Source organism: Vagococcus sp. WN80Y (assembly GCF_059621045.1).
On sequence record NZ_JCAQHY010000126.1, the window covers coordinates 1 to 15,669 of the forward strand.

18 protein-coding genes and 1 other annotated feature are annotated in these 15,669 nt (G+C 38.8%); of the genes, 4 read left to right on the top strand and 14 right to left on the bottom strand.

Annotated features, from left to right (window positions below):
• Positions 1 to 167: 167 nt before the first annotated feature.
• From rplL to AC5KOD_RS05905, 6 genes are all read right to left on the bottom strand, one after another.
• A complete protein-coding gene (gene rplL / locus AC5KOD_RS05880; protein WP_496913609.1) occupies positions 168 to 536 on the bottom strand; it encodes a 50S ribosomal protein L7/L12 in 369 nt (122 codons plus the stop codon).
• A gap of 65 nt (positions 537 to 601) precedes the next feature.
• On the bottom strand, positions 602 to 1,102 hold the full coding sequence (gene rplJ / locus AC5KOD_RS05885) for a 50S ribosomal protein L10 (protein WP_496913610.1): 501 nt from the start codon (positions 1,100 to 1,102) through the stop codon (positions 602 to 604).
• A 41-nt stretch (positions 1,103 to 1,143) separates the two neighbouring features.
• Positions 1,144 to 1,269: a sequence feature (ribosomal protein L10 leader region), on the bottom strand.
• A 69-nt stretch (positions 1,270 to 1,338) separates the two neighbouring features.
• The gene (gene rplA, locus AC5KOD_RS05890; RefSeq protein WP_496913611.1) at positions 1,339 to 2,028 is read right to left on the bottom strand and encodes a 50S ribosomal protein L1; all 690 of its coding nucleotides are present in this window, start codon (positions 2,026 to 2,028) and stop codon (positions 1,339 to 1,341) included.
• A 127-nt stretch (positions 2,029 to 2,155) separates the two neighbouring features.
• A complete protein-coding gene (gene rplK / locus AC5KOD_RS05895) occupies positions 2,156 to 2,578 on the bottom strand; it encodes a 50S ribosomal protein L11 (RefSeq protein WP_496913612.1) in 423 nt (140 codons plus the stop codon).
• 148 nt (positions 2,579 to 2,726) lie between these two features.
• Positions 2,727 to 3,461, bottom strand: a complete 735-nt coding sequence (locus tag AC5KOD_RS05900) for a hypothetical protein (protein WP_496913613.1) — start codon at positions 3,459 to 3,461, stop codon at positions 2,727 to 2,729.
• Positions 3,448 to 4,299: an ATP-binding cassette domain-containing protein gene (locus AC5KOD_RS05905; RefSeq protein WP_496913614.1), complete on the bottom strand. Its 852-nt coding sequence runs from the start codon at positions 4,297 to 4,299 to the stop codon at positions 3,448 to 3,450. The genes AC5KOD_RS05900 and AC5KOD_RS05905 overlap by 14 nt, the downstream gene beginning before the upstream one ends.
• Before the next feature lie 191 nt (positions 4,300 to 4,490).
• Between AC5KOD_RS05905 and sdaAB the strand changes: the two genes are divergently transcribed.
• Both sdaAB and sdaAA read left to right on the top strand, forming a co-directional pair.
• Entirely contained in the window at positions 4,491 to 5,156 is a 666-nt protein-coding gene (gene sdaAB / locus AC5KOD_RS05910) for an L-serine ammonia-lyase, iron-sulfur-dependent subunit beta (protein WP_496913615.1), read from the top strand.
• Positions 5,157 to 5,177: 21 nt separating this feature from the next.
• Entirely contained in the window at positions 5,178 to 6,044 is an 867-nt protein-coding gene (sdaAA, locus tag AC5KOD_RS05915) for an L-serine ammonia-lyase, iron-sulfur-dependent, subunit alpha (protein ID WP_496913616.1), read from the top strand.
• A 104-nt stretch (positions 6,045 to 6,148) separates the two neighbouring features.
• Here sdaAA and AC5KOD_RS05920 read toward each other — a convergent pair whose 3' ends face one another.
• The 3 genes from AC5KOD_RS05920 to nusG all read right to left on the bottom strand — a co-directional run bounded on the left by AC5KOD_RS05920 (position 6,149) and on the right by nusG (position 8,626).
• Positions 6,149 to 7,006 (bottom strand): alpha/beta fold hydrolase, encoded by an 858-nt coding sequence (locus AC5KOD_RS05920; protein WP_496913617.1) that lies wholly within the window; start codon positions 7,004 to 7,006, stop codon positions 6,149 to 6,151.
• 56 nt (positions 7,007 to 7,062) lie between these two features.
• Positions 7,063 to 7,929: an alpha/beta hydrolase gene (locus AC5KOD_RS05925; protein WP_496913618.1), complete on the bottom strand. Its 867-nt coding sequence runs from the start codon at positions 7,927 to 7,929 to the stop codon at positions 7,063 to 7,065.
• Positions 7,930 to 8,083: 154 nt separating this feature from the next.
• Positions 8,084 to 8,626 (bottom strand): transcription termination/antitermination protein NusG, encoded by a 543-nt coding sequence (nusG, locus tag AC5KOD_RS05930; protein WP_496913619.1) that lies wholly within the window; start codon positions 8,624 to 8,626, stop codon positions 8,084 to 8,086.
• 254 nt (positions 8,627 to 8,880) lie between these two features.
• Here nusG and AC5KOD_RS05935 point away from each other — a divergent pair, with 254 nt between their 5' ends.
• Positions 8,881 to 10,140, top strand: a complete 1,260-nt coding sequence (locus AC5KOD_RS05935) for a dicarboxylate/amino acid:cation symporter (protein ID WP_496913620.1) — start codon at positions 8,881 to 8,883, stop codon at positions 10,138 to 10,140.
• Positions 10,141 to 10,158: 18 nt separating this feature from the next.
• On the opposite strand, the gene secE is transcribed toward AC5KOD_RS05935, so the two are convergent.
• Together secE and rpmG are read right to left on the bottom strand one after the other, a co-directional pair.
• Positions 10,159 to 10,329, bottom strand: coding sequence for a preprotein translocase subunit SecE (gene secE, locus AC5KOD_RS05940; protein ID WP_496913621.1), 171 nt, complete (start codon positions 10,327 to 10,329; stop codon positions 10,159 to 10,161).
• A 20-nt stretch (positions 10,330 to 10,349) separates the two neighbouring features.
• On the bottom strand, positions 10,350 to 10,502 hold the full coding sequence (gene rpmG, locus AC5KOD_RS05945) for a 50S ribosomal protein L33 (RefSeq protein ID WP_496913622.1): 153 nt from the start codon (positions 10,500 to 10,502) through the stop codon (positions 10,350 to 10,352).
• Between the two features lie 175 nt (positions 10,503 to 10,677).
• Between rpmG and cbpA the strand changes: the two genes are divergently transcribed.
• Positions 10,678 to 11,331, top strand: a complete 654-nt coding sequence (gene cbpA / locus AC5KOD_RS05950) for a cyclic di-AMP binding protein CbpA (RefSeq protein ID WP_496913623.1) — start codon at positions 10,678 to 10,680, stop codon at positions 11,329 to 11,331.
• A gap of 45 nt (positions 11,332 to 11,376) precedes the next feature.
• On the opposite strand, the gene pepV is transcribed toward cbpA, so the two are convergent.
• The 3 genes from pepV to AC5KOD_RS05965 all read right to left on the bottom strand — a co-directional run bounded on the left by pepV (position 11,377) and on the right by AC5KOD_RS05965 (position 15,342).
• Complete coding sequence (pepV, locus tag AC5KOD_RS05955; protein WP_496913624.1) at positions 11,377 to 12,789, bottom strand: dipeptidase PepV; 1,413 nt, start codon at positions 12,787 to 12,789, stop codon at positions 11,377 to 11,379.
• Positions 12,790 to 12,886: 97 nt separating this feature from the next.
• Complete coding sequence (locus AC5KOD_RS05960) at positions 12,887 to 13,618, bottom strand: pseudouridine synthase (RefSeq protein WP_496913625.1); 732 nt, start codon at positions 13,616 to 13,618, stop codon at positions 12,887 to 12,889.
• Positions 13,619 to 13,695: 77 nt separating this feature from the next.
• Positions 13,696 to 15,342 carry a putative polysaccharide biosynthesis protein gene (locus tag AC5KOD_RS05965; RefSeq protein ID WP_496913626.1) on the bottom strand — a complete coding sequence of 549 codons (1,647 nt, stop codon included), beginning with the start codon at positions 15,340 to 15,342 and terminating at the stop codon, positions 13,696 to 13,698.
• Positions 15,343 to 15,669: the final 327 nt, after the last annotated feature.

Genomic DNA, 15,669 nt, shown 5'->3' on the forward strand with positions numbered 1-15,669 from the left:
TTCCTTCAGATTCCACCTCGCGGTGGACACCCTTGTCTTCAACTAGACGTTTTCCGTTACTAGGACACGTTAGGGACTTTAACCCGTTAGAGTTTGCCCATGCTGGGCAAACAAAAAAAACACATCAAGAATAAATTCTCGATGTGTAAAGTCTTATTGAAATAAGATTATTTAACTGTAACGCCAGCGCCAACTTCTTCCAAAGCAGCTTTAAGAGCTTCTGCTTCTTCTTTAGAAACGCCTTCTTTAACTGCTGATGGAGCACCATCAACAACAGCTTTAGCTTCTTTCAAGCCAAGACCAGTAGCTTCACGAACTGCTTTGATAACTTTAACTTTAGAATCGCCAGCAGAAGTTAATTCTACAGTAAATTCAGTTTGTTCTTCAGCAGCACCGGCACCAGCAGCACCAGCAGCAGCTACAGGAGCAGCAGCAGATACGCCAAATTCTTCTTCGATAGCTTTAACTAAGTCGTTTAATTCTAAGATGCTTGATTCTTTTAAATCAGCAATGATTTGTTCAATGTTTAATGACATTTGAAATTCCTCCGTTTTGGTTTATATTATAATAGTTTAGTTTTGAAACAAAGATTAAGCCGCAATTAAGCCACTTCTTCTTTTGACTCTGCCACTGCATTGATAGCGTAAGCCACGTTGCGGACAGGAGCTTGTAAAACAGATAGTAACATTGATAGCATTCCTTCGCGGTTTGGAAGTTTTGCTAGAGAAACGATTTCTTCTACTGAAGAAACTTTTCCTTCGATTACGCCACCTTTGATTTCCAATGCTTCGATTTTCTCAGCAAATTCATTCATGATTTTAGCAGGTGCGATAACATCGTCGTTACTAAATGCAATAGCTGTTGGGCCAACAAAAACGTCATTCATACCTTCTAATCCAGCTTTAGACGCTGCACGAGATAAGATTGAATTTTTGATAACTTTCATTTCTACATTAGCTTCACGTAGTTGTTTACGTAATTCAGTTACTTCTTCAACCGTTAATCCACGGTAGTCTACGACTACTACAGATGCTGCGTCTGAAAATTTAGCTGTTACTTCTTCAACTTGTTGAGCCTTTTTAGTGATTGCTACTTCGCTCATTTAAATTTTCACCTCCTGTTATTTTAGATGGATGGGCTATTGTTTTAAAACAAAAAACCCCATGCCACCGTTGACATAGAGGGACTATTGATACTCTCAATAATTGTCCTCGGTAGGAAATTAAGGCTTACGCCACCTACTGTCTTCGGTACATCATATAAAACTTAACCTAAGTAACTGTACCATAGCCAATCACCTAGGTCAAGATTTTTTTAAGTCTTTTTCAGTTTATGCTTTTAGATAGAAGCTACGTCAACTTTAACCCCAGGGCCAAATGTTGTTGTTACAACTAAGTTCTTCATGTAAGTTCCTTTAGTTGCAGCAGGTTTTGCTTTTAACATAACGTCATGGATTGTTTTGAAGTTTTCAATTAACTTGTCATCTTCAAATGATACTTTACCGATTGGTACGTGGATATTTCCAGCTTTATCAACGCGGTAAGTTACTTTACCAGCCTTAACTTCTTCAATCGCTTTAGTAACGTCCATTGTAACAGTACCAGTTTTAGGGTTTGGCATTAAGCCTTTTGGTCCTAAAACACGTCCTAATTTACCAACTTCAGCCATCATGTCTGGCGTTGCAACAACAACGTCAAAATCAAACCAGCCTTGTTGAATTTTGTTAACCATGTCAGCATCACCAACGTAGTCAGCTCCAGCAGCTTCTGCTTCTTTAGCTTTTTCGCCTTTAGCAAAAACTAAAACTGATTGAGTTTTACCTGTTCCGTTTGGCAGTACTACTGCACCACGAATTTGTTGATCCGCTTTTTTAGGGTCAACGTTTAAACGGTAAGCAACTTCTACAGTTGCATCAAATTTAGCAATATTAGTTTCTTTTGCTAAAGCGACAGCTTCAGCTAATGAATATGTTTTAGTTGAATCAACTTTTTTTTGTGCTTCTTGCAATTTTTTGCTCTTTTTAGCCATTTTGTTTCCTCCTTGAATGTGGTTATAACGGTAGAACCTCCCACGGAATTCATATTTTTCAATACGAACCGACTGAGAAGCTACTTCCGGTGGTTACAGCTTTTAATCGATAGATCAGGCTAGTGGTCTATTCTACTGTAATCCCCATGCTTCGTGCAGTACCTTCAACCATGCGCATTGCTGCTTCAATATCAGCTGCGTTTAGGTCCTCTAATTTAAGAGTAGCGATTTCTTTAACTTGTTCGCTAGTAACAGTTGCAACTTTATTCTTGTTAGGTTCACCAGAACCTTTTTCCACGTTAGCTGCTTTCTTTAAAAGAACTGCTGCTGGTGGTGTTTTAGTTACGAAAGTGAATGAACGGTCTTCATATACTGAGATAACAACTGGAATAATTAATCCAGCTTGATCAGCTGTACGAGCATTGAATTCTTTTGTGAATCCCATGATATTGATACCCGCTTGACCTAGTGCAGGTCCTACTGGCGGTGCTGGAGTTGCTTTACCTGCAGGAATTTGCAATTTAACTAATTTCTCTACTTTTTTTGCCACGAGACATACCTCCTTGAGTCCGGTGATGTGGTTATATGGAGATTAAGATTTCTCCTCCCACGTTTCTTTTGCATGCAAAAGAAATGCGCTTTTTCACGCACTAAATCAGTATACTTGATTTCACTACTAATTTCAAGTGATTTCTAAGCTATTCATATAAATATTTCTGCCGAAGATGCCGATAAATAAAGAGTAAAACGATCAAATAGAAAACACTACTAAGCAATCGACTATAAATAGTTATTGCCGTAAATTCTTGATGCTCTGTAAAAAATGCAATAAATTTAGAGAGCGGAGGGAATAGCCATACTACAAATTGAAAGCCAGGAATCTTCTCTGCCATCGTATTTCCAACTAGACTGACTATTCCAACAAAGAGTATCAAGAGATTACTAATTCTTGCGTCATTAAAAAAATATCTAGGTTGAATAATCAACGCCAGCAAGCCACCAATCAAACAAAATATCAAATGAATAAAGCAGCCCCACACTATTTCTTCAAATGAAATAGCTCGTCTAAATAATCCTTGGCCCTGAAAAACATTTAAAATAACTGGTAATGCTACACCCACTATTGAAAAGACCACACTAAGACAGCCAACAAACAGCACAGGCTGCGCCCAATAACCTCTTTTTTTAGGTAATCTCATCACAATAAGTTGCTCGAATACCCGCTCTAAACTCGCTAAGAACGTTTGAGTCGTCCATGCAGTTAACAAAAACATGACTGTAGCTGAATTAAGCATAGTTGAAGTATACTCTTGGGGCATAACTGAATAATTAAGGTAAATAAAAATTGCCCACCCAATCAACGGTAAGACCCATTTATTCGATTTCCTATAAATCAAACGATAATAACGAAAAATCCCTTTAGATGTATTCATGAGTTAGCCTCCTAACTACAAAACCATGATTTAAGCACCGTTGCAGTACGTCTTGGCTATTCTCAAGCCGACAAATCAACTGACAGTCAGTCTCTGAAATAATCATTTGCTGAACACTTGCCAATGCTTCTGCCTTAAAATTGTCGGCTCGAGACTCCTCCATCGGTTCTAAAAATATGACTGCATAAAACTGTCCTCTTCGTTTTAGTTGCTGTCGCTCTTTTAATTCTAATCTCCCTTCATCGAACTGGTAAATATCATTTGCTAAGGCCTCTGTTAAAAAGGGTTCATGACAACACATAATAATAGTCACACCAGCTTCATTTAGCTCCTGAACCAATTCAATAAAATAAGCTTGAGACTCAACATCTTGGCCTGATAAAGGCTCGTCTAATAATAAAACATCCGGTTGACATAACAATGCTTGAATCACATTAATCTTTTGTTTAGAGCCTTTGGATAAATAACTAATCGGCGTCTCTAGCATCTGATTAATCCCAAAGCTTTCGCTCAACTCTTGCACTCTCTGCTTACCTTCTTTTAATTGATCGATAGCAACTAATTGCTCAAAAAAAGCCTGTGGCGTTATCAAACTATCAGGAAAATCCGAAGCCACGTACCCTATTTTAAGAGGCCGACAGTGAGTCACATCGCCAGCTGTCGTAGGGGACATTTGTCCAATTAATTTCAACAACGTACTTTTTCCACAACCATTTTGTCCTAGTAATGCGATGGCATCGCCTTGATGGATTTCTAAGTTGACCTCTTTTAAAATAGCCTGCTTGCGATAACTCTTTGAAACGTTCGTCAATTTTATTTGTAGCGAGTTTTTTTCCATACACACTCTCCTCTCTACCACTGATTTTATTTATAATTTTAACATAAAATAACAAGGTACAACTTTCACAAATTATCTCTGCAATAATATGGCACAATTCTCATAGTTTAACGCCACTCTCTAATTTTTTTCTTCTATAATTTGTGTTACTATTATCGTAGATAAATTTAACGTTAAAGGAGATTTTAATCATGGTATCGCAATTTAAAAGTGTCTTTGATATTATCGGACCTGTTATGATTGGGCCAAGTAGTTCGCACACCGCTGGCGCGGCTCGCATCGGAAAAATTGTCCGCAATATTTTCGGTGAACTGCCTGATCAAGTTGATATTCTACTCTACGAATCCTTTGCCAAAACTTACCGAGGTCACGGAACAGATATTGCATTGGTTGGCGGATTACTTGGAATGGAGCCAAACGATGAACGTTTAGCTGACTCTTTAAAGCTAGCCCATGAAGCTGGTATCGAAGTCGCTTTCGTTCCTAAAAAAGAAAAAGCAGAACATCCAAATCAAGTCACTATGAAAGTCAAAAAAGGCGAGCGTTCTATGAGCGTTACCGGTATTTCTATCGGCGGCGGTAACATCCAAATTTCCGAATTAAATGGCTTTCGTATTAATTTGAGTATGGGAATCCCCACATTCATTGTCGTCCATCAAGATTTGCCAGGTTTAATCGCGAAAGTCACACAGATCTTTGAACAACAAAATATCAATATCGGCACGATGACTGTTACCCGCGAAGCTAAAGGCGATAAAGCGATTATGATTATTGAAGTTGATGAGCGAGACATTGGTGACAGTCTTGAGCAGTTAAAGGCCATCACCCACGTTCACAACGTTTCATTCTTTAAGTAGAAGAAGAAAGTAGGGAGTGCTATGTTTCAATCAATTGACGAGTTAGTTAAGTTAGGCAATGAATGGGGCTCTGTAGCTGAGGCCATGATTCAAGAAGAAATGGCGGCTTTTGGCGCCTCTCGTGACGAAATCATTGCTCATATGCATCAAAATAAAGAAGTTATGCTTCAATCAATTGAACAAGGAGTAGCGGGCGTCACCTCTGTCACCAAATTAACCGGTGGCGATGCAAAACGTATGAATGATTACCTTGCCACAGGAAAATTTCTAAGTGGAGATACCATCTTGCGAGCAGTTAGAAACGCCATCGCAGTAAACGAAGTTAACGCCAAAATGGGGCTCATTTGCGCTAATCCCACTGCAGGAAGTGCTGGTGTAGCTGCTGGTGTTCTTGGTTCTGCCATCGAGGATTTAAAACTAACGGAAGAACAACAAACAAACTTTTTATTTACAGCTGGAGCTTTTGGGTTAGTCATCGCCAATAATGCTTCGATCAGCGGTGCAGCTGGCGGCTGTCAAGCAGAAATTGGTTCTGCTAGCGCTATGGCTAGCGCAGCTTTAGTTGAAGCGGCAGGTGGCACGCCTGATCAAGCAGCTCAAGCTGTTGCGATTACACTTAAAAACATGATGGGCTTAATCTGCGACCCTGTTGCAGGACTTGTAGAAGTTCCCTGTGTTAAACGAAACGCTTTAGGTGCAAGCCAAGCTTATATTTCAGCTGATATGGCCTTAGCAGGTATTAGAAGTGTTATTCCCCCCGATGAAGTAGTCATCGCAATGGGTAAAGTTGGTAGACAAATGCCAAGCATCTTCAAAGAAACAGCTGAGGGCGGTTTAGCCGACACACCAACAGGCCGGCGAATCGCGCAAGAATTGTTTAATGATTAACAACAAGAGAACAGTCTTTTCTTTGGACGCACATTCACCCTCTCCATTCGTGAAACAAATGGAGAGGGTAAGACTTTTGTCCCACCCCCTCTAATCTTAGTATATTAGTCTTTCCATAAAAATTCTGCTACCAATTTATCAACCTTGCGATTTTCATGAAGAGCACTGTGCTGAGCCGTCTTACCATCTACTTTAATAAATTCATAAGGCAACTGATATTTTTCAAACAAATAATTCATCGCCGCCACACTGGCCACTGGAACTGTTCCATCACTACCATTGTCCCCCTCAATATCGCCAGCAATATTCAAATAAGGAACGTTCTGAGGGAAATTACTGAAATTATCATCGTACTCAACAAATCTTGGCGCTGGTACTTGTGGCCCGTTCTTAGCAATTTCTGCCAACTCTTGCTCATCTTCATTAAAATCATTAAAAGGCGAACCAATCGTTACCACTTTGTGAATCATTACATCAGACCCTTCAGCCCCAAAATTAGCCAAATATCGCATGATACTCACACCACCCATAGAATGCCCTAATAGATTGACCTTTTTTGTTTGGTGTGTGTCACTAAGATAATTTAAAACTCTCTGAATCCATTCAGCTTGTTGCCACTCTTGATTCGTATTATCTTCAAAAATCACTTGAATCAATGGATTCCCCTCAGAGCTCCACTTTCCATCCTCTACAATTTCACCATCAGGGCTAATGGTTAATGTGACCGAACGCTCTGCATACTCGTTTCGCGTCAATCGTTGAACCATACCACTAAAAGTTAATAAATTACCTTTATACCCATGAAAAAGCAGTGTTGGAATATTACTTTTTTTCATTACTTCTTCTGTCTTACTTGGTTTCACTTGTACTTCTGGTTGCTTCTTTTTAGCTGTGCACGCGACTAAAACCACTCCGCAGACAAGTCCTAACAGTACTAACGTTTTAACGGTCTTCCCCTTCATTTCAGCACTTCCTCTTCTAATAGTATTGATTGCTACCGTTTTTTCATCTCAGATTTTTACGATTCCCACAAGAATTGTGCCACCAAACGATCAACTTGCTTATTTTCATGTAATAAGCTGTGCTGAGCCTTGACCCCCACTATTACTTTCTCTTGATAACTGGCAACTCTCTCTTTAACTAAAAATTGCAAAGCTCTAGCACTATCAGTACTAACTGCTCCATCACTTCTACTACCATTTTTTAAATCCCCATATATATTAATTATTTGTAGCTCTTCAGGAATATTCCTTCGATACGTATTAAAATATCGATACGTATCATAATAATTAACAGGACCATCCACAGCCAAATCGTACGCTGTTCTTCCGGAAGCATGGACAATTTCTCCATTAAAAGGAGCGCCAACTACCACCAATTTCCGAATTGTTGGCACATGAGGATCATTACTATTATCAACTATATAACGTAACCCTGCCACACCGCCCATGGAATGTCCCATAATATCTACTTGGTTGATGCCTAGCCGTTTTTGCAACATCTCCAAAACCATCTTTATCCATGTTCCTTGTTGCCACTCAGGCGGATCTCCTTCTTTAAAAATCACCTGGATTAACGGCCATCTAAGATAGTCATGCTTTCTCCACTGTCCAGTTAACAATAAGTCACCAGACTTAGAGACCTCTACATCAAAAGCTTTGTATGCAATCCCCAGCTTAGTCCAACGATCAATCATCCCACCCAATGACCGCCGAGTGCCATTAGTTCCATGAATTAATAGTGTGGGGATCAACGAGTCATGACAATGATCGATTGAGACATCTTTAAACGACGCGCGTTTTTTCATTGAGTGATAGCCTTTATGAATCAATAAGAGGGAACCACTAAGTATAAGCCCCTTTCGTAACCAATCAGTTTGCTTCATCGCCACACACTCCTTCTCTCTAAGGATAGCAAACTTCTATTTATTTCACTATCATTTACAGTCTACTGAAGGATTATTTAGCAAAATTTTAACTTAACTAACCTTTTATATCAAAAAAGCCACTTACCAATTTAACGGTAAGCAGCTTTCACACTTATATTTTATCAATCTGTTCAAAGTCAAGCTCTGTTGAGGTTTCACGACCAAACATATCAATATTAACTTTAAGTTTTTGACGTTCTAAATCAATTTCAGAAATTTCACCTGTTAAACCAGAGAAAGCTCCTTCGATAATCGTAACCACTTCGCCAACTTCCACATCCAATTCTTTATGACGCTTGCTTAAGCCAAGTTTACGTAAAATATGCTCAATTTCTTCATTCAACAATGGCGCTGGTTTACTTCCGGCACCATGAGAGCCGACGAAGCCAGTTACACCAGGTGTATTACGAACGACATACCAAGAATCATCTGTCATAACCATTTCCACCAATACATATCCAGGGAAAGTTTTTTTCATGTTTACTTTCTCTTTGCCATTCTTCACTTCACGTTCTTCTTCTTCAGGAACAACCACGCGAAAAATAAAATCTTCCATCCCCATGCTTTGTGCACGTGACTCGATGTTCGCTTTTACTTTGTTTTCATAGCCAGAATACGTATGCAACACATACCATTGTCTTTCAAATGTTTCCATTCCTAGCATCCTACTTTCTTGTAAAATAAAAAAACTTCAGTACTATCCGAAGTTTTTTCTCTTCAACAATTATAGCACTATTTCCGCTAATTAGCTAGCTGCATACTAGCAATAACTTAAATTAGACCCTAAAAAATTGAGTAACTTGAGGCGCTATCAAAAAAAGCAAGTTATTCGCTTGTATATGTGATACTATTTGTTATGACAGAATAAACGCGTTTCAATAATAAGTGCTAATTTTGAGGAGGATGTCTATGTCACGACTATTTAAACAATACGCCACAACCATTCTTTTATTGACAGGTATTATAATGGGCGGTATCGGCGGACTTATTTTCGGCGAAAAAACGGTACTTGTCAAACCTCTAGGGGATCTCTTTTTAAACCTAATGTTTATGATTTTAGTTCCATTAGTCTTTTTTAGTATTTCTTCAGCCATTGCCAACATGACTGAAATGAAGCGATTGGGCAAAATAATCGGGGCAACTTTTCTCGTATTTTTTGGCACTGGTTTTATTTCAGCTGTTATCGGCTATTTAGGCGTCTTAATAATGGACCCGCTAAAAAACATTGATCCCACAAGCCTTGAAAGCTTAATGACACCCACAGCACAAGGGGAAGCTAGTCTGATTCCGCCACTACAAAAATTGGTTGAAACCTTCACGGTATCTGACTTTCAAGAGCTGTTATCCAAAAATAATATGCTCGCTCTAATCGTCTTCTCTTTACTAATCGGTATCGGCACCTCGCTTGCTGGCACATCTGGAGCACCATTTGCTAAATTCCTCAGCTCAGCAAACGAGGTCATGATGAAAGTTGTCTCTGTCATTATGATTTACGCGCCAATCGGCTTAGGCTGTTTCTTTGCCACTGCCATTGGTAGCCTAGGTTCGCAAATGATTACTGGCTATGCCCGTATCATGCTACTCTATCTATTAGTCACAGTGGTCTACTTTTTTGGCATCATGTCTTGTTATGCTTTTATCGCAGGAGGCCGACTTGGATTAAAACAATTTTGGCGTCATATTCCACAACCTGCTATTACGGCAATCGCAACAAGCTCTTCAGCCGCTTGTATTCCCATTAATTTAACTAGCACCAAACAAATGGGGGTTCCTGCTGATATTGCTGAAACAGTGATTCCTTTAGGCGCCAACACTCATAAAGACGGATCAGTTATTGGCGGTATTTTAAAAATTGCTTTTCTTTTTAGCCTCTTTGAAAAAAGCATCACCTCACCACAGAATATGGTTATGATTATTTTAGGTGCTTTTCTCGTCGGTATGGTGATGGGTGCCATCCCAGGTGGCGGTATGGTCGCCGAAACAGTCATCATCACCCTGTTCGGCTTTCCAATGGAAGCACTGCCCCTTATCTTAATTATCAGTACTATTATCGATATCCCTGCAACCTTGCTAAACTCTTCTGGCAATACCGTCTCAGCAATGTTAGTTGCTCGAATTGTAGAAGGTAAAAATTGGCTTGCAGCATACAAAAACACCTCAAACTCATAGCAGTTTGAGGTGTTTACTTTATACAAATAGATTGATAATTGTTTTAATCCCAAAGTCAACGACTGCAAAAAAGATAGCGAATAAAATCGTTGTTTGAATCACTGTAGAAACATCTTTACGTAGCTGTTTACCTGTCGGCCACGTTACAATTTTCATTTCATCACGAACACTTGCTAAAAATTTAAACATTTTTTCTAACCTCCAACCTCTTACTTAGTTTCTCTGTGCAATGTATGCTTTTGACAATATTTACAAAACTTTTTAATTTCCAAACGTTCAGTGCGCTGTCCTTCATTGACAGCTTTAGAATAGTTACGAGAACCACAAACTGAACAGGCAAGAGACAATTTCTTTGTTGCCACTGTTCATTTCCTCCATTCTATCTATTCTTTTACTAATCTACATTAACACCATTTTCTATACATGTCAATGTCTATCTCTCTTCTTACAGGCCGTTTAACTGAGCTTTTCCTAGGGCTTTTGACGTTTCTATGGTAAGATAATAATAACAAAGCACTCATAATTGGAGGTTGTATTATGCTTATCAAACAAGTTTGCATTCGCAAACGTGATCTAACAACAGTTGACGAAGCCTGTACTCTTGAAAATGCACTAAACATCTTGGAAGAGTCTGGTTATCGATGTGTTCCTATTCTGGATGAATCAGGAAAAATTTTCCGTGGAAATATCTATAAAATGCATATTTACCGCCATAAAGCGAATGGTGGAGACATGCAGTTACCTGTGACCCATTTACTTAAAAATGCAACAAAATTCATTTATTTAAATTCATCCTTCTTCAAGATTTTCTTTACAATTAAAGAACTACCATACATTGCTGTTCTGAATGAAAATAATCATTTCTATGGTATTTTAACCCACAGCAAATTATTAAATATTTTAGCTCAATCTTGGAATGTTAAAGAAGGTCGTTATGTGCTTACAGTTGCCTCAATTGGTCGCCGTGGTGACTTAGCTGCCATCTCAAAGATCATCTCTAAACACTCGGCCATCACTAGCTGCATTACTTTAGATGTGGGGCAAGATGAGTTCATTCGTCGGATGCTCTTCACCTTACCAGCTGATACAGATGAAGTAACTTTAAACACGGTTATAGAGCAGTTAGAACGGAAAGATTATAAAGTAGTCGAAGTTGAAGATTTACAAAAGGCAGCTGAATTAAATAACTAAAAAATCAAAAAGAGCTATGACCTACGTCACGGCTCTTTTTTATGCTTATTTAATTAATGAATAGATCGCATCTGCATAAATAACTGTCGCTTTTACGATATCATCGACTGCCATAAATTCATTAGCTTGATGCATGGTATCAACACTATCTGGGAACATGGCACCATAAGCAACTCCACGCTCTAAGAGGCGTCCAAAAGTACCACCACCAATTACTTTTTCCGCACCTTTTAGACCTGTATGCTTTTCATAAACAGCCAACAAAGTCTTAACCAATGGATCATCGGCAGGAACATAATGAGGAACTTGACCACGAGCTTCAGAGTCGATTCTAACTTTAGCTCCTAACTTCTCACCAATAGTTGCCTCCAGTCCATCATGAGTCACCCCTTTAGGGAAACGAATGTTCAAGGTTACTTTATTCCCCTCAGACGCATCCGCTTGAAAATTAAAGATTCCTGGATTCATCGTCAACTCGCCCATTACTTCATCCGTATGTGCAATTTCTAAGGCCACTCCCCGTGAATTTTCATGCAGATAATTAGCAATCGCGTCTACAAATGTTTGAGCATCACCACCAAGAGCAAAGCCTGCTAAGAAAACAGCCATATAAGTCCCGCCATTAATTCCTGACTCTGGGCTAGCTCCATGAGCTGACTTCCCTTTAACCATTAAAGTCACTGTTGTACCACTTATCTCAACATTGCCAGAAACAGGTGATTTTTCGACGAAATCAATAAAACGTGCTTCCATCTTTGCTGCTTCTTCCACAGTCAAAACATCAATAACAGCTGTAGCAGATTCAGGTACCATATTTGGACGTAAGCCTGATTCAAAGCTGACCAAACGATAATCTCCCTCATTCGTTCCGCCTACATTAACATTGATGTTAGCCATCCCCTTTTCACCATTAATAATTGGGAATTCCGCATCTGGAGCAAAACCAAAATCAGGCTTTTCTTCAACTTCCAAATAGCGATTCATACAGCTCCAGCCGCTTTCTTCATCCGTTCCAATAATAAAGCGAACTCGCTTAGAAATAGGTAATTCTAACTCCTTAATAATTTTTAATGCATAGTAAGCTGCGACACTTGGTCCTTTATCATCACTTGAACCTCGAGCGTATAGTTTACCATCACGTATTTCTGGTTTAAAAGGATCAGTTTCCCATCCCGTACCAACTGGAACCACATCAACATGACCAAAGATTCCCATTGTTTCATCACCAGCACCATACTCCAAATGACCAGCCAAGTTATCAATATTTTTAGTAATAAAACCATCGCGCTCACCGATCTCTAAAAAGCGCAGTAATGCCGCTTTAGGTCCCGGACCAACAGGGGCATCTGGTGTTGCCTTATCATCTTCTCTAACACTAGGAATACTTAACAAATCAACTAAATCTTTAAATAAATCGTCTTTTCGAGCCTCTACTTCTTTTTTCCAATCAATTGTCATTTTATCCACTCCTCATTGAAACCGTAATTGTTTGACCACTTTCTTTATCATATCATTTTTGCTCAAAAAAAGCTTGATGAAACAGCTCACTCTCATCCTATTCTTCTATCTCCTTGATACCCAAAAGCACCAATTCATGTTCTTTTAGTAATCGGTACTCACCTGAAGCTAAAGAGTCATCCAAGATTAATCCACCCATTACCTCTCGGTGCAATCTCGTCACCTGTTTCCCAACAGCTTCAAACATTCGTTTAACCTGATGGTATTTACCTTCTGTAATAGTCACTCGAATTTCTGAGGTTTGATTATCTAGAGCCACTGACACTATCTCCAACTTTGCGGGCAGACAAGTCTCACCGCCCGAAATAGTCAGCCCATCAGCAAAGGCTTGACAGTCCTCAGCCGTTACAACTCCCCTAATTTCAGCAAAATATCGCTTTGAGACATGCTTTTTGGGTGACAACACATTGTGGCTAAATACGCCATCATTTGTAATAATTAATAAACCAGTTGTATCCTTATCCAGACGTCCGACTGGAAACAAATCCTCTCGATAATCTTTCTTCGATAACAAATCTAAAACAGTCCGATGGCTCGGGTCTTCTGTAGCCGATATGACACCCATTGGCTTATGAAGGATATAATAGAAAAGGGCTTGATAAGTAACCAACACACCATTAACTACAACCTCATCAGCAAGCTCATCAACTGCCTGTTTCCCATCTTTTACGCGCATACCATTAACCAGTACCTCATTCTTCTTAAGTAACTGCTTGACTTCCTTACGGCTACCAAACCCTGTATGACTTAAAAACTTATCCAATCTCATGCTGTCATTACCTCCTAAAAAAGAGGGGGGACATAAGTCCCGCCCTCTTGATTTTTAACACGCTCTCCCTCGCCAAATTAAAGAGGTTTTATTTTCAAACGACGACGAATTCCTGCTACTCGTTCGCCCAATAGTTTATCAGCTAATTTGAGTTTCAATGCCAGATAGCCATAAACTCCTCCACCGATCGCCGCTACGAGAATGACAATAACAAATGACTGCATCTTACTAGTTGGGCTCATTACTACATAAAGTAAAACACGTGCTAACCAAGCCGCTATAGCCATTACGATACTCAGTAAGGTCATTAATAATGTCCGTCTAGCAGTTAAACTAACATTAAATTTCGTAATTTTACGAATCTCTCGTGTTGTTAGGTAAGATGCTACGATGAAGCTAACACCTGTTGATAATAATGGACCGTACACACCAAATGCCCAAATAAAGGGATACTGTAAGACGACTTTCACTATGAAACCTATTCCCAGATAAATCATCGCTTTCTTATTTTCGTAAAGGCCTTGAAGTGTTGTGGAGACAAGCATGTAGTACCCTAAAATAATCCCCACATAACAAGCTTCAACCAATACTGACGTTCCTAGTACATCATGTTCATAAAAAAGTGTGTTTAATGGCTCTGCTAAAATAACCATCCCAACTGTTGCAGGAATCATCACAAAAAAGAATAACTGAAAGTTATCACTAACCAATTTTGCAACTCCTTTACGATTTTTCATCGTAAAAGCCTCTGTTACAAGAGGCAAGCTCGTTACTGATAACGACGTTGCAATCGAAATTGTAATCATGGTTAATTTGTCTGGATTCGCACTAAACAAAGTAAACAATTCCTTAACCTGTGTATCAGTAAAATTTGTCAGACTATGCATAATACGCTCAAATGTATACTGGTCGAAAATCTTAAAAATAGTGATTGCTGACCCGATGACGATAAACGGAAAAGCTTCAATCATCATATCTTTTAATAAATCATTTGTAGCAATTTTCAATTCATTGTTACTATTTGCTTCTAATTCTTTTAACGTGCCTGAGTAACGTTGATAGAACCATAAAAGAGCTGCAATAGCCGCAAGCATTCCTATAAAAGCTGCAAAAGTTGAGTGAGTTACCGCTTTAACATAATCGCCGCTTCCCGTTTTCATAATAATATACGTAGCCAAAAGCATATAAAACACTCGTGCAAACTGCTCAACTATCTGAGAAACAGCCGATGGCATCATGTCATGATACCCCTGGAAAAAGCCACGGATAACACTCATACAAGGAAATACTAATAGTGCCACACTTAATGCCTTCATAACAGGAATCAAATCTCTATCACCCGCAGATAAAACATTTGCGGCAAAAAACATTATTCCAGCAAATGCGATACCTAAGCCAGCCATCAGCATCATTGACTTTTGAAATAACTTCTTACTCAAGCCATATTCATTTAATGAGTTATAATGAGAAATTTGTTTCGCTATTGCCCCTGGAATCCCAGCAGTTGCTATCATTAAAAACAAGGCATATATGTTGTATCCTTTAGTAAATAGGTTATTAGCAATCTTAGCATTTTCACCCATCCAAGCATACCAAGGAATAATATAAATAGCCCCCATCAATCTAGAGATAACACTACCAGCTGTCATCCAGATTGAACCACGAACCATTTTTTGTTTTGATTCAATATCCTTTTGTTCAAAATTCTCATTTGGAATTTGCATTAATCATGTCCAACTTTCTCACAATTCTAGTCTCTCAATTAAAAATAGTCACTCTCACACTTGTATGACCCATTTTACCAAATTAATTATTATTCGTTAAGAGCAATCAAATGATTTTCACATTTAACGTATTAAATTCACCACTTGGAATCGTTTCAACAAATAACATACCTATAATAATTACATTATAAGCTAAACTCACAAAAAAAACTATGGGAAAAATCTTCTCAACAGTTCTATTATACGTGAAAATGACAAGGAAATATAGAGCTGTTACAAAAGCTTCTAAAGTTTATTAACAATTTAAGAAAAATGTGACCAAATTAA

Coding starts and splice junctions, on each gene's coding strand:
- pepV (WP_496913624.1), bottom strand. CDS start 12,789: ATGACAATTGATTGGAAAAAAGAAGTAGAGGCTCGAAAAGACGATTTA.
- rplA (WP_496913611.1), bottom strand. CDS start 2,028: ATGGCTAAAAAGAGCAAAAAATTGCAAGAAGCACAAAAAAAAGTTGAT.
- sdaAB (WP_496913615.1), top strand. CDS start 4,491: ATGGTATCGCAATTTAAAAGTGTCTTTGATATTATCGGACCTGTTATG.
- AC5KOD_RS05905 (WP_496913614.1), bottom strand. CDS start 4,299: ATGGAAAAAAACTCGCTACAAATAAAATTGACGAACGTTTCAAAGAGT.
- sdaAA (WP_496913616.1), top strand. CDS start 5,178: ATGTTTCAATCAATTGACGAGTTAGTTAAGTTAGGCAATGAATGGGGC.
- rplJ (WP_496913610.1), bottom strand. CDS start 1,102: ATGAGCGAAGTAGCAATCACTAAAAAGGCTCAACAAGTTGAAGAAGTA.
- AC5KOD_RS05920 (WP_496913617.1), bottom strand. CDS start 7,006: ATGAAGGGGAAGACCGTTAAAACGTTAGTACTGTTAGGACTTGTCTGC.
- rplL (WP_496913609.1), bottom strand. CDS start 536: ATGTCATTAAACATTGAACAAATCATTGCTGATTTAAAAGAATCAAGC.
- AC5KOD_RS05935 (WP_496913620.1), top strand. CDS start 8,881: ATGTCACGACTATTTAAACAATACGCCACAACCATTCTTTTATTGACA.
- AC5KOD_RS05925 (WP_496913618.1), bottom strand. CDS start 7,929: ATGAAGCAAACTGATTGGTTACGAAAGGGGCTTATACTTAGTGGTTCC.
- secE (WP_496913621.1), bottom strand. CDS start 10,329: ATGTTTAAATTTTTAGCAAGTGTTCGTGATGAAATGAAAATTGTAACG.
- AC5KOD_RS05965 (WP_496913626.1), bottom strand. CDS start 15,342: ATGCAAATTCCAAATGAGAATTTTGAACAAAAGGATATTGAATCAAAA.
- AC5KOD_RS05960 (WP_496913625.1), bottom strand. CDS start 13,618: ATGAGATTGGATAAGTTTTTAAGTCATACAGGGTTTGGTAGCCGTAAG.
- AC5KOD_RS05900 (WP_496913613.1), bottom strand. CDS start 3,461: ATGAATACATCTAAAGGGATTTTTCGTTATTATCGTTTGATTTATAGG.
- nusG (WP_496913619.1), bottom strand. CDS start 8,626: ATGGAAACATTTGAAAGACAATGGTATGTGTTGCATACGTATTCTGGC.
- cbpA (WP_496913623.1), top strand. CDS start 10,678: ATGCTTATCAAACAAGTTTGCATTCGCAAACGTGATCTAACAACAGTT.